Annotated in this window: 13 protein-coding genes; 8 read left to right on the forward strand and 5 right to left on the reverse strand. The window is 50.9% G+C overall.

What is annotated here, in order from left to right:
• Positions 1–156: 156 nt before the first annotated feature.
• The 5 genes from Q9O24_07145 to Q9O24_07165 all read left to right on the forward strand — a co-directional run bounded on the left by Q9O24_07145 (position 157) and on the right by Q9O24_07165 (position 3,902).
• Positions 157–543, forward strand: a complete 387-nt coding sequence (locus Q9O24_07145; protein ID MDQ7074921.1) for a response regulator — start codon at positions 157–159, stop codon at positions 541–543.
• A gap of 221 nt (positions 544–764) precedes the next feature.
• Positions 765–1,754, forward strand: a complete 990-nt coding sequence (locus Q9O24_07150) for a tetratricopeptide repeat protein (protein ID MDQ7074922.1) — start codon at positions 765–767, stop codon at positions 1,752–1,754.
• Positions 1,755–1,774: 20 nt separating this feature from the next.
• Positions 1,775–2,470 carry a HAMP domain-containing sensor histidine kinase gene (locus Q9O24_07155; GenBank protein ID MDQ7074923.1) on the forward strand — a complete coding sequence of 232 codons (696 nt, stop codon included), beginning with the start codon at positions 1,775–1,777 and terminating at the stop codon, positions 2,468–2,470.
• Positions 2,471–2,501: 31 nt separating this feature from the next.
• A complete protein-coding gene (locus Q9O24_07160) occupies positions 2,502–3,566 on the forward strand; it encodes a hypothetical protein (GenBank protein ID MDQ7074924.1) in 1,065 nt (354 codons plus the stop codon).
• Positions 3,567–3,713: 147 nt separating this feature from the next.
• Positions 3,714–3,902, forward strand: a complete 189-nt coding sequence (locus tag Q9O24_07165; protein ID MDQ7074925.1) for a DUF2892 domain-containing protein — start codon at positions 3,714–3,716, stop codon at positions 3,900–3,902.
• A 60-nt stretch (positions 3,903–3,962) separates the two neighbouring features.
• Here Q9O24_07165 and rlmKL read toward each other — a convergent pair whose 3' ends face one another.
• Positions 3,963–6,167, reverse strand: coding sequence for a bifunctional 23S rRNA (guanine(2069)-N(7))-methyltransferase RlmK/23S rRNA (guanine(2445)-N(2))-methyltransferase RlmL (gene rlmKL / locus Q9O24_07170; protein ID MDQ7074926.1), 2,205 nt, complete (start codon positions 6,165–6,167; stop codon positions 3,963–3,965).
• Positions 6,168–6,339: 172 nt separating this feature from the next.
• Here rlmKL and Q9O24_07175 point away from each other — a divergent pair, with 172 nt between their 5' ends.
• Entirely contained in the window at positions 6,340–6,831 is a 492-nt protein-coding gene (locus Q9O24_07175) for a CDP-archaeol synthase (protein ID MDQ7074927.1), read from the forward strand.
• Here Q9O24_07175 and Q9O24_07180 read toward each other — a convergent pair.
• Positions 6,813–7,814 (reverse strand): metallophosphoesterase, encoded by a 1,002-nt coding sequence (locus tag Q9O24_07180; protein MDQ7074928.1) that lies wholly within the window; start codon positions 7,812–7,814, stop codon positions 6,813–6,815. The genes Q9O24_07175 and Q9O24_07180 overlap by 19 nt on opposite strands.
• 178 nt (positions 7,815–7,992) lie before the next feature.
• On the opposite strand from Q9O24_07180, the gene Q9O24_07185 reads away from it, so the two are divergent.
• Both Q9O24_07185 and Q9O24_07190 read left to right on the forward strand, forming a co-directional pair.
• Positions 7,993–8,376 (forward strand): iron-sulfur cluster assembly accessory protein, encoded by a 384-nt coding sequence (locus tag Q9O24_07185; GenBank protein MDQ7074929.1) that lies wholly within the window; start codon positions 7,993–7,995, stop codon positions 8,374–8,376.
• The gene (locus tag Q9O24_07190) at positions 8,377–9,612 is read left to right on the forward strand and encodes an ATP-grasp domain-containing protein (protein ID MDQ7074930.1); all 1,236 of its coding nucleotides are present in this window, start codon (positions 8,377–8,379) and stop codon (positions 9,610–9,612) included.
• A gap of 17 nt (positions 9,613–9,629) precedes the next feature.
• Here Q9O24_07190 and Q9O24_07195 read toward each other — a convergent pair whose 3' ends face one another.
• The 3 genes from Q9O24_07195 to Q9O24_07205 all read right to left on the reverse strand — a co-directional run bounded on the left by Q9O24_07195 (position 9,630) and on the right by Q9O24_07205 (position 13,302).
• Positions 9,630–10,127, reverse strand: coding sequence for a 3TM-type holin (locus Q9O24_07195; protein MDQ7074931.1), 498 nt, complete (start codon positions 10,125–10,127; stop codon positions 9,630–9,632).
• Positions 10,128–10,208: 81 nt separating this feature from the next.
• Positions 10,209–12,344, reverse strand: a complete 2,136-nt coding sequence (dinG, locus tag Q9O24_07200) for an ATP-dependent DNA helicase DinG (protein MDQ7074932.1) — start codon at positions 12,342–12,344, stop codon at positions 10,209–10,211.
• 49 nt (positions 12,345–12,393) lie between these two features.
• On the reverse strand, positions 12,394–13,302 hold the full coding sequence (locus tag Q9O24_07205; GenBank protein MDQ7074933.1) for a hypothetical protein: 909 nt from the start codon (positions 13,300–13,302) through the stop codon (positions 12,394–12,396).
• Between the last annotated feature and the right edge of the window lie 30 nt (positions 13,303–13,332).

Here is a 13,332-nt window from a genome sequence, read left to right on the forward strand (position 1 = left end):
ACAGGAAAAATAGACTTAAAGGCGATTTGCAGCAGACTACGCCCCTTACCAAAACAGATCAACCATCGCTCTGGTGCAAAAACAGAACCGTATTTTAAATACCTTGCCCCAATCTTGCTAATTCAACAACACTGTCTAGAGCGAGAAACAGACCTTATGTCCGATCCATTACAAAAAATGCACTGCCTGATCATCGACGACTTTGCTTTTATGCGCACCTCGCTCAAAGAGATGTTGCGCAAATCCTTCCAACATCCCATTGATATGGTTGCCAACGGCGCACAAGCTCTGGAGGCAATGGAAGAACGCAATTACGATGTCATTCTCTGTGATTACCACCTAGGTGACGATCTTGATGGTCAACAGCTACTGGAAGAAGCACGAGAACGCCAGCTGCTCAAAGCACAAAGCCTGTTTATCATTATCACCGCCGAAACCAGCCTGCCCTTGGTGATGTCTGCCCTTGAGCAGCGACCGGATGATTATATGGCCAAACCGGTCACCAAAGAGGTCTTGCTGCACCGGCTGAAAAACTGGCACTAAAAAAAGCCAAAACCGCTGACATTCAGCAACAGATCCAAACCAAAAATTATCCACATGCCTTAGAACTCTGCACTCAACAGATCGAACAAGAACCGTTTAAAAACGAAGAACTGCATAAACTGGAAGCGGAAATCCATCTTAAACTGGGAGATCTGGAAAAAGCCAGTGAACTCTATCAACTCGCGCTGGCAGAACGCCCCCTCAGCTGGGCGCGTTTTGGTTTGGCTAAAATTCATTACCAACAACAAAAATACCAACAAGCCTACGATCTCTTTACTGGCTTAATTAAAGAAAACCGTTTTTATGTAGAAGCAATCGAATGGCTCGCCAACTGTCAAATAGCCTTAGATCAAACCCTTGAAGCCCAGCAAACACTGGAAAAAGTCACCGCGTTGGCACCGAAAAACATTCAACGACAAAAGAAACTGGCGAAAATATGTCAGGAAAATCAGGATGAAGCCGGTACTATTTCAGCTTTAAAAGCATGTGTTCGTCACGGCAAACACTCTTTTTTCAGAAGCTCACAAGAGTACACCCAACTCGCCGAAATCTACTTTGGCAGAAAACAACAAAACAAAGCCATGCTGTTACTCAAAGAAGCGCGAAAAATTTTCAAAACCGATGCCAAACAACTATTAAACACCCTGCTACTGGAAGCGGAACTGCAACGGCAAGAGAAACATGTTTTAGATGCAAAACGGCTGCTAAATAACATGCTACGCATGATTAAAAAAACCGACACCTATTTTGAGCAACAAACCCTACTTGGCATCGCCACACTCTGCTATCACTTAAAAGAAAAAAAATACGGTTTAGAAACCCTGAAAAAAGTGATTGAAAACAATCACGACAACCGGCAGGTGTTAGAAACAATCAATGAGCTACTAGAGAGCCTCTCGGAACACCCCTCAAAACCGATTATTTTAGAACACTCGCAACACATTTCTCAGCGTAATGACGAAGGCGTTGCCTTGTTTGAATCCGGCAAACTGCTACAAGCGCAAACCTACTTTTTAAGCCTTTCGGAGCAGATCCCTTTTAATCGTTCCATCACCATCAATACCGTCAGAATCATGATTCTTGGCATGAAGAACAACTTAGTTAGCCGAGATGTAATGAAAAAAACCCAGCAACTGCTGGCACGACTCAACACCATCGCTCCCAATGAACCGCAATTGCCCATTTTACAAAACGCCCTCAACAACCTCTAACCTCAAAAGGACAACAAACAATGGATTTTCCAGAGATCAATATTGATGTCTCTCAAGTGTTGGCCACCTCAACCCACGACATCAAACACTCACTCGGTATTCTGCTCAATCAGATCACCTCTCTGAGCAACAACAATCAAGAGATTAACCCCGACACTCAGAGCCAACTGAAACACCTCGAATACGAGATCAAACGCATCGACAACAACGTGGTTAAATCACTCACCCTCTACAAGCTCAACCAAAAACAGTATCTATTGGACATCCAACAACACTCGGTGCGCGACTGTTTTGAAGAACTGGCCGCCGAATATCAGCAGCTGATGCAGAGCAAAAACATCACCATCGAGATTCAGTGTGACGACGACCTACTCTGGTATTTTGACCGTAATTTAATCATGGGTTCGCTCTCCACTTTACTCAATAACGCCTACCGCTACAGCAAAGATAAAATTGTCCTGCACGCAGAACGAGACACCAGCACCCTCTCCCTCTACATCAAAGACAACGGCTCCGGTTACCCCACAGAGATTCTGGTTAATCCCAACAAACCAACGCAAAAAGAGAGCGGTTTTAGCTCTCACAACACCGGCCTTGGCATCTATTTCACCACTAAAATTGCCAAACTGCACCGCTTAAACGACCGCCAAGGCCACATCAGCATCAGCAATCAAGGCATCGACAACGGCGGTCAGTTTGGCATTCACCTGCCCTGAGAGCAAAAACCAGCGGATAAGCGACTCCAAAGTGGTTAAAATCAGCGCCTTTAACCACCGCCCAGAGTCCGTTTTCATGCTGCCCACCGCCCTCACCAGCCCAGACAACTTTCGTCACTCCTTTAGCGACGGCCTATTAAAACTGCTCGATTACCCCGAATTGGGCAGTTTTATTCTGGTACTGGCCAACGCACACTTTGATCAACGCCTGCAAAACCGACTACAAAAACCGCTGCAACAACGCTACCAACAGCTGAAACAGGCCGATCACAGCAGTGCCGCAGCAGACGATCTGGTGGTCTTTTCACAACTGGTTGAAATGGGGTTGGAAAACATCGAAGCAGTTCAATTTAAACAACTTGATGATTGGCAACTGCAATTTAATCCGCTGCGTGCTCTGCGCCCACAACGTCTGAGCAACAGCGTTATTGATTCACTCCAGCGTCCGTTTAACGATCAGGGCTTTCACTTTGATAAAGCCTTTCTGAAAAAAGAGATTTTTTGGTCAGGCGAACTGCTCGGGCGCAGGGTAGACCTGTTTTACAACAAATTTCCCTTTGCCAATCTGCACAGCCTGTTGGTCATCGAGACCGAGCAGCATCACCCGCAATATCTGCAAAAATCAGAGTTTGATTATCTCTGGCAACTGACCCAACAACTGGAGCAGACCTTGTCTGGGGTCGGTTTTTCTTACAACGCTTACGGCGCTTATTCATCGGTCAATCATCTGCATTTTCAGATGTTTATTGCTAAACAAGAGCTGCCCCTAACAAGCCGCAAGTGGCAACACAACGGCGGTGCCACCCCTTATCCAAGCCACTGCTTTCGTTTTGATGATCCCGCAGAGGCGTGGCAGTCCCTTCAGAATCTGCACCAACAACAACAGAGCTATAACTTTGTCTGCTTAGCCAATGGCTTTTACCTGCTGCCGCGCCGCCTGCAAGGCAGCTACCAACATCAAAATTGGACGGCTGGGTTTGCTTGGGCTGAAATGAGCGGTGCCTTTATCACATTTGATAAACAGCGCTTTGAGCAACTCACAACCACCGACATTGAAGAAGAATTTAAAAAACTACGTCTGCCAATAAGCATGTGAGTCACCTTAGTCCGGCAACCAAGCACGGTTTCAGGCCTGAAAACAGCCTAATCCGCCCCTTAAGCGCAATAAGCTTGCTTTTCAGTGCTGAAAAAGTCTAATATAAGCAAATTCTTATAAACCCTAAGTCTCTTGGAGAAGATTATTATGACCATTGATCGCATTGTTTTAGCCGTTGCCGGTACCGTTGTTTTGGCCAGCTCAGCCCTGTCTCACTACCACGACGTTAACTGGTTGTTCCTGACCGCCTTTGTCGGTTTCAACTTGCTGCAATCAGCCTTCACCGGTTTCTGCCCACTGGCCATGATTCTGAAAAAATTAAACATAGGCTCATAAGCCAACACACAAAAACCGGTCAGGATAGTGAATATCTTGACCGGTTTTTTTGTGCCTGCGTTACACCTCTAAGCTGTTACGCTGAATTTTCCAACAGTAATGAATGCGCTCATTACGGCTGAAATCTTTCGGAATCGTCGCTCGACTGATCTCCTCAAAATGCAAATTATCCAACACACCACACTCCAGCTTAAACTTGCGGTAGTTGGTGGAAAAAATCAACGTACCGTTGGGTTTTAACAACTGCGCCGCTCGCCCGATCAGCGCCACATGATCCCGTTGCACATCAAACGTCTGCTCCATGCGTTTTGAATTAGAAAAGGTCGGTGGATCCAAAAAGATCAAATCGTACTGCTGCACCGCTGCGGCGCGAGTTTGGTTAATCAACCACTGCACACAGTCCGCTTGCACACATTTATGCCCATCCTCCTCGGTAAATCCGTTTAACTCCAAATTACGCTGCGCCCACTCCAGATAGGTATTGGACATATCCACCGTGGTGGTCTCAACCGCACCGCCCACCGCCGCGTGTACCGTCACACTGCCGGTGTAAGAAAACAGGTTCAAAACGGTTTTCCCCCTAGCCAACCCCTGCACCATTTCACGGGTCAGGCGGTGATCCAGAAACAAACCCGTATCCAGATAGTCATGGAAGTTAACCCAAAAACGACACGCCCCCTCAGCAACCTCGATAAACTGCTCGCGGTTGTTCTGCTTTTCGTACTGCGCCAAGCCCTTTTGCCGCTGACGGGTTTTAAAGATCAACTGCTGCGGCGGCAGTTCAAACAACAACTGCAACACCGACAACGCCTCATCACGGCGCTGCTGCGCTTTTTGCGCATCAACGCTTTTCGGCGGCGCGTACTCTTGGCAATGCACCCAAAGCTGCTTGCTCTGATAAAGATCAATCGCCAAGGCGTATTCCGGCAGATCGGCATCGTAAAGACGATAACAACTGACGCTGTTTTTCTTCGCCCAGCGTTTGAGGTTTTTCACATTTTTACGCAGCCGATTGAGCAACATCTGCGCTCCCGAGCTCAAGTTGCCCTCGGTGACGGCCATCGGTACGGCAGCTTGCTCTTCAACAGCCTGAGCCACCGGCTCAACCATCAAAGGCGCGTACTGCACCAACTTACACGGCAGCGCGCCGTTGTAAAAATCGCCACTGCTCTCAACGGGGCGGCGCAAGCGATACAGCAGCTCGGGACTGCCGGTGAAGAAACTCACTTGCCATGCCGGAAAGACCGTTTTCAGCACCTTACCCAACTGACCGTAGAGTTTCGCCACCCCCTCTTCGCTGCCCAGACGCTCACCGTAGGGCGGGTTAATGATCAGCAAACCCGGTTCTACGTCCGGCAATGGACGCGATTGATCCAATTCGCGGCGCTCAAACACAATCTGATCTTGCAAGCCGATGCGCTGCACGTTCTCACGAGCACTGGCAAGGGTGCGACCGTCTCGATCAAAACCGTAAATGGGTGGAATATGTTTAATTCCGGCTTCGCGGCGCTGCAAGGCTTCCTCGCGCAGTTCTTGCCAAAGAGCCTCATCGTGCTGCAACCAGCCCTTAAAACCAAAGTAGCTGCGCAACAGACCAGGAGCAATGTCCGCCGACATCATCGCCGCTTCAATAGGCAAAGTTCCCGAACCGCACATGGGGTCGATCAAACCCGCGTGTTTATTAAACTTCTCCGGCCAACCCGCTTGACGCAGCAGACCAGCAGCCAAATTCTCTTTCAGCGGCGCTTTGGCACCCGAGGCGCGATAGCCCCGGCGATGCAGGCTCTCTCCGGCAATGTCCAAACTCAAACGGGCTTTGTCGCGAAACACATAAACGTTAATACGAATATCGGGGCGCTCTCGATCCACCGAAGGACGCACATCAAAACGATCCCGAAACTGATCCACGATAGCGTCTTTAACTTTCAAGGCACCGTACAAGGTGTGAGTAATGGCGGAATTGCTGCTGTTGAACTGCACCGCCAAAGTGCCGGTCTCGCTCATGTGCTCCGCCCAATCGGTCTGCTGAATGCCGTCGTACAGCGCTTCGGGCGATGCGGCTTTGAACTGCGCCAGCGGCAGCAAGACGCGGTTGCCAAGCCGTGACCAGAGGCAAACTCGATAAGCGGTTTTCAGATCCGCACTGAAGTTAACCCCCGCTTGCCCAAGCTTGACCTCTTTGCCGCCCAGCTCTCGCACCTCATCGGCCAACAACGACTCAAGCCCTTTGGGGGTGGTAATAAAATAATTCCGTTCACTCTTCAACGTCTCTTCCTCTTAAAACAGCATCAATTTAGTATCGACTTTTAGCCGCGCAGCTTACGCCAAAGGGATTCTTTGATCCAATCCAGCCACGTTATTATTTGGCAAATAAACGAATGAAACGGTTAGAATGAGGCAAACGCGCGTACAGCGCACCACCCAAAGGAGTGAGTAAATGGATCTGCTCAACGCCCTGCTCTTGATTGTCGCCGCCAACGCCGCGCCGGTGGTTGCCCGCCTGCTGCTCGGACGGCGTTTTGAATCCCCAGTGGACGGTGGACAGCTCTGGTTTGATCAGCGCCCACTGTTTGGCAGCGCCAAAACCCTGCGGGGTCTGTTGGCCTCGCTGCTGGTCACGACACTGCTGGCGTTGCTGCTCGGTTACGGCGCTCTATTGGGGTTTATTGTTGGTGTTGCCACCATGTGTGGCGATCTGCTGACCAGCTTTGTCAAACGCCGTTTTGACCTCGCGGCGCACCATCAACTTTATGGTTTTGACCAATTTTTTGAGACCCTGCTGCCTCTGTTGGTTTTACAGCAACCCCTTGATCTCAGTGGCCGACATCTGTTACTGATCTATCTCGCCTTCACTCTGCTTAACGTGCTGCTCACCTACGCTTTACACCGTTCTGTTTGGCGCAAAAACCGTCAAGCAGAGCGCAGATGATGCAAGGTGATCTCCGCCGGACAATTGAGGCGCACATCCACCACCGAGACCCCCGACCCCGCTGAGGTGTAACCCTGCATCCCCTGATACGACCACGCGCCGTTGCACATGCGTCGTGGCGCATCGGCGTTGCACATCAGCGCAATGCCACCGGGCAAGCAAATTTGCCCACCGTGGGTGTGACCACACAACATCAGATCAAAATCTGCGTAAGCGGCATGACGATAGACCTCCGGCGAGTGCGCCAATAAAATACTCGCTTGGCGATGATCCCAACCCTCCGAGGCTTTGTGCAGATTGTCGGCGCGGTAGTAGTGTGGATCATCCACCCCCGCCAGATGCAGCACTTCACCCTCACGCTCCAAGGTCACCGATTCGTTCAGCAGCAGACGCATATCCAACGCCTCCAGCTCCGGCACCATTTTAATGCTGTCGTGGTTGCCCAAAATGGCGTAGGTGGGGGCGTGAATAAAAGGCCGCACCTCCGCCATCCCCGCAATGGCGTGATCGTAACGACCAAAGGTTTTAGCGCGAAAATCACCGGTCAATACACACACATCGTACCTCTCTTCAATGCGGTCTAAGGCCTCAATCAGCGCGGCAGGAATATCCGCTGCCATATCCAGATGCAGATCACTGATCTGCAACAGGGTGTAACCCTCAAAGGCCTTGGGCAGATGGGGAATCACCACCGTATTGTGTTTGATCCGAATGGCACGGGCGTTACGTTTGCCGCGCCGATGCAGCAGCGCAAGACGCAAGGTGGTGCGAATCAAAGCGTGAATCGAGTACCAGTTTTCAATGTGAAACAGGGTTCGACCTTGGCCAAACACCTGTGCTTCGTGTTCAATCTCAATACCCAAACGCTGCTGAAAATGCACACGCCCCAGCCGCTGTTGCAATTGCTGCAACGGATCGTTGTTCTGCTCGTTTTCTGCTACGTCAGTCCCTTTTTTGGGCTGTAACGCCACCACCTTGCCCATCATTCTGCTCCCTTTTACCTCTACCCACTAAAGCAAGGTAGATTTACCTCTGCACTGCGTTTAAAGTAAGCCTACATTTTACTGTAGGCCTAACAAGCAGAAGCCGCTGCACATTTTTGCTAAAATGAGGTCTAAGCCAGAAAATACACCCACGTTTCATCTACTTTGTGAGTCCATTATGAACGCATTCAATTCAACCATCAGCAATGAAATCGCCATCTCTCCTTCCGCTCACCAGCAACTGCTCGGCTTGGTGCAACAAGAGGACGATGTCCTCGGCCTGCGTATCTTTGTCTCTGGCGGCGGCTGTGGTGGTATGGGTTACAGCATGACCTTCGCCACTGAGCAGTACGACCACGACGCGGTGCTCAAACAAGACGACCTGAACGTCTACGTTGACTCCGTAGCGCTGCAATTCCTCAACGGCGTTGAAATCGACTACCAAGAACGCTCTATGGGCGGCGGCAGCTTCGTCTTTAAAAACGTCTTCAAAGCCGTGGGTGGCTCTGGTGGTTGTAATGCCTGTGGTTCTGCGGGCGGTTCGGGTGGTGGCTGTGGCTAGATGGCAGCTCGCCTCTTACTGATCACCCCACGCAACAGTTACCGCATTGCCCCTTACCTTCGAGCCGCCGAGCAACTCGGCATCGAGGTGCTGGTCGCCTCCGATGGCAAACACTCCTTAATCAGCGCCCTCAGCGAGGGGCTGCACATCAATGCCGACGACCTGAAAGGCTCTGTAATAAAACTGCAACACGCCGCTGGTCAACAGGGCTTTCAGGGCGTAGTGGGCAGCGATGACAGCGTCAGTGAACTGACCGGAGCCATCGCTGAACGGCTCAATTTGCCCGGAAACCCCCCTCACGCCGCCCGTTACAGCCATCGTAAAGATCTGGCACGACACTGTTTGCAACAGGCCAATGTTGCCATCCCCGACTTCCAAACCCTTACCTTTGAGCAAATCGCTGCCGGTCAACGACCTCATATAGCCTATCCTTTGGTACTCAAACCCCTCTCTCTCTCTGCCAGCCGAGGCGTGATTCGGGTTAATAACGAGACTCAGTTTCAAAGCGCCGCCAGCCGCATCAAAGTACTTCTTGATGAACAAAAAAATGCAGAGGAACGCAACACACTGCTTCTGGAGCAATTTCTACCTGGTCAAGAGGTCGCACTGGAAGGCATGTTGGATCACGGTCAACTGCAACTGCTGACCCTGTTCGACAAACCGGAGCCACTCAACGGCCCCTTTTTTGAGGAAAGTTATTACATCACTCCCTCCCGTCTGCCCGCAACGCTGCAAGCAAAAATCTTGGCTGTCACCGCCGATGCGTGTCGCGCTTACGGGCTGCGCCATGGGCCGATTCACGCCGAGCTGCGCGTCAATGCTGATCAGGTTTGGATTCTCGAAGTGGCGGCACGCACCATCGGTGGTCAATGTGGCCGTCTGCTCACCTTTGGCAGTGGCCACACCTTAGAAGAGTTGGTGATTGCTCAAGCGATGGGGACACCACTGGCGCTGAAAAAAGCGCCCGAAGCGGTGGGGGTGTTGATGATTCCGATTCCGAAAGCGGGTCTATTGCGCCGCGTAGAAGGAGTGATGGCCGCAGAGAAAGTGCCTTACATCACCTCGTTGGAGATCAGCCTCTACAGCGGTTACGAACTGGTGCCACTGCCTGAGGGCAGCAGTTATCTTGGTTTTATCTTTGCCAAAGCCCCCAGCCCCGAATTGGTCGAAGCGGCGCTACGTGAGGCACACGACTGTCTGAATATCGTTATTGCGCCGCTGTGGAAAATTGGCTAAATGCTCAAACCACGCCGTTACTTGCGTAATAAACGCCCCTGTTTTTCAACCCGCATCTTCTGCATTTTCTCCAAACCACGCGAACCAAAATAGAAACCGTACATCACCACCATCAAGATTTGGAAAAAGGGAACCCACTCTTCTAATGCCGACAATTGAGTCTCGGTAAGATCGCCGCTAAAGACCGTATAAAAGGCCAGCACTGAAACCACTGCGGTCATAAAAATCAACGCCATCGGGCGAATGTTTTTTGATAACCAAGAGTCACTTTTCATATCAAGCTCTAAACGTTCGGTCAGCTCACTTTCCATCTTCGCTTCATGATCAGCTGCTTGCTGATCCAATTCAATCATCAACTCCTGAATTTTGATGTCGTAGGCGGCTTTAATTTTCGCCTGCTGAATCTCGGTCAAGGCAATCTCTTCGTCGCTGGTAACCAGATCATCAACAACTTTACCCACGGATGAAATAAAATCCACACCAACGGAACTGAACAAACTACTAAACCACCCCATAACGTCTCTCCTCGATTTTGAATTATTTTCTGCTCAAGCGAGTTAAAAACAAGGGGGTTCGTACCTCACCCCAACCTACACTCACTCAAAAACCCGCTCAAAAGGCGGCAATCCCGCCAACAACAACGCTCCATAACGCTTGCTCACCAAACGCCGATCCAAAATGGTAATCGTGCCTTCATCATCTTCACTTCTCAGCAAACGACCACAGGCCTGCATCAGACGAATGCCCGCATCGGGTACCGAAATTTGCATAAAGGCATTGCCACCACAGCTCTCGACCCACTCAGCAGCCGCCTCTTCAACCGGCGAATTCGGCACACTGAACGGCAGCTTGGCGATCACCACATGGGTACACAGCTCCCCCGCCAGATCCAAACCCTCAGCAAAACTGGCCAAGCCAAACAGAATCGAACGCTCGCCTTTGCCACACGCGGTAACGTGCCGTTCCAACAACTGCTGTTTAGCGCCACTGCCCTGAATCAACAGCGCATCGCGCCACGCCAGTGGCAAACCGTCCGCCACCCGCTGCATCTGCCAACGAGACGAAAACAACACCAGCGCCGCCTTATCCTTCTCCAACAATTTGGGCAGAAGTTCAATCAACTCCTCCGTATGAGCATTGGCTTGAGTCGGTTCTGAGGCCATTTTTGGGATCACCAAACGCGCTCGATTGGGGTAATCAAAAGGCGAGAGCAGACGCACGTATTGTGTTCCATCTCCCTCATGCAAACCCACTTGCTGGCGAAAACGGCTGAAACTGCCCGTCGCCGTCAAGGTCGCCGAGGTCAACAACGCCCCCGCGCAACGCGACCACAACAACTCTTCATAAATGTGCGCCACATCAATGGGGGATGCAGCGATCAAATAATCGCTCTCGCGGCTTTGGGTCATGCGCTCCACCCAGCGAGACAGCGGCGCACGTCCCGCTTGATCCTCTTGCGCCATCAACATCCACAATTGGCTGAAATTTTCCAAACGCTGATTCAGCACCCCCAGCGAGGGCAACAGCGCATCCAGCTCCGCCGTGGAAACAGCACCGTCGTCTTGGGCTTTATTCAATCGCTCCTGCAACTTTTGAAAGGCTTTAAACAGCGCCTTGGCCAACATCGCCAACTCAGCGGAAAAGTCCAACCACTCCACTGGCAGCTTGCCATGGGGAAAACGGTGACAGTCATCATCCTCAGAAAACCAACCGCTCTCATCCAGCAGAAAATCGAGGCTCTTTAACAACTCACGGCTCTGGCGCACGTCCTCCTCAATCTGCTCCTGAATCAGATCATCAGAGGGGCTGTCCAGCAGGGAAAACAACGTATCTGCACTTTTCGGCGCGCCTTTGAGCCAATAACGGCTGCCGCGCACCTGCGCCTGCGCGCTGAAATGCGAAAGGGCTTTATTGGACAGATGGTGCGCCTCATCAAAGACATAAAAGGCCTCCTCCGGTTTGGGCAAAATCACCCCACCGCCCATCATCAAATCCACCAGCACCATGTCGTGATTGGCAATGATCACATCGGCGCTGCGCAGCCCCTCACGAGCCTGATAAAAGGGGCAATCATCATAATAATCACAACGCCGACCGGTGCATGTGTGGCGATCACTGGCCACCTTCTGCCAGAGGCTCTCCTCCAAAGGCTGATGCCAACTGTCTCGATCCCCCAACCAACTCATCTTGCGCCATGCTTTGAGCATCGCACTCAAACTCTCCAGCTCACGCTGTTGCGGCGGTCGATCCCACAGAGCCTCTTCACCCTCAAACAGCGTCCCCTGACCGTGTTCCGCCTCATCCGCACCGCTGTAACGCACCAGATCCCGCGTGCAGACGTAACGCCCTCGGCCTTTGGCCAGCACCGCAACAAAATCCAAGCCGCTCAAACGCGCCACATCGGGAATGTCCCGCAGCAGCAGCTGCTCTTGCAGCGCCACCGTTGCCGAGGCAATCACCAACTGCTTGTTCTGCGCCATCGCCACCGGAATCGCCGAGAGCAGATAGGCCAAGGTTTTGCCTGTACCCGTCGGCACCTCAACACAAATGATGCGCCGATCTGGCTCATACTCACCGGCAAAGGTTTTGGCGATTTCGGCAATCATCAATCGCTGTGGATAACGCGCCCGAAAACCAGGCAATTTCTCCCCCACCGAGGTCAAGGCATCACGAATGTGCTGTTTGACTTCGCCAGCCAGAGGTACGGGGTTTTCTATTACTTCAGCGTTCATACAGCCTCATATTTTTTCAGTCTGCGTTAAAACAAACATTGCAGTCACTTTATTCCCCAATCCACTTGCAGTTATTCGGCTTCAGCAATTTTTCTGTCCAGTTATAAAACTGGCGCTCGTAAATCGTGTTGGTCATCAACTCCACATCAAAGGGTTTGCTGATCTTTTTCAAGATAAACTCACGAATCAAGTGTTTCAGCGTCTCTTTGCGCCGCGACTGAAACAGTTCACGCACCGGACGGCCATGACAAAGAGAAAAGGAGTGGAAATTAATCACCATAAACTCCATCTGCTTCAAATACGTCTCAATCGCCTCGTACTCGAAAAAGTCCGGCGACAAGTTGATCGTATCTTCATTGCCTTTGACCGAGTTCAGAAACACCGAGGTAACGGGATACTCGGTAATGCCACCCTCCTTGAAAACCCCATGCTGCTTGTCTACTTTTTTATTCACCAGATCCATCGCCGGTTTCAGATCCTTACGCATGGTGCTGCTGTAGGTAAACCCCGCCTCCTCCAGTGATTCGTAATACGTTGGGCTGTTTTTAAAGCCACCCGGGCGAAAGCTGTCCACCTCAACACCGAGATCTTCCATAAAGTGTTTAGAAAACTTAAGCATTTCCACTTGCTGTTTGGGTTCGTAATCGAGGAAAAAATCACTCTGCTTAGCGTACTCAAACGGCAAATTCAGGCAATGCAGATGGGGCTGTAGGCGAATGTAGTCGCTGTAGACGCTCTGATTGATGCGAATGATCTGTTTCAGACAGCGCTGATAGTCATCCCAGCTGATGCCCAACGCTTTTGGGGCGATGCTCAAATAGAAGGTGGATTTGATCTCGTTTTGCGCCAAATACTCCGCTAACTTCACATAAGGCAGCAACAAATTAGTATCTAAATTTTCAGAATAGCTCAAACGATGGTCGGTGATCTCCACATCGACACTAAAAAATATATCCATATCCGCTTCTCCACATGGTCTTAGGGCAAA

This window comes from Gammaproteobacteria bacterium, assembly GCA_030949385.1.
In the GTDB taxonomy this organism is placed as follows: domain Bacteria; phylum Pseudomonadota; class Gammaproteobacteria; order JAUZRS01; family JAUZRS01; genus JAUZRS01.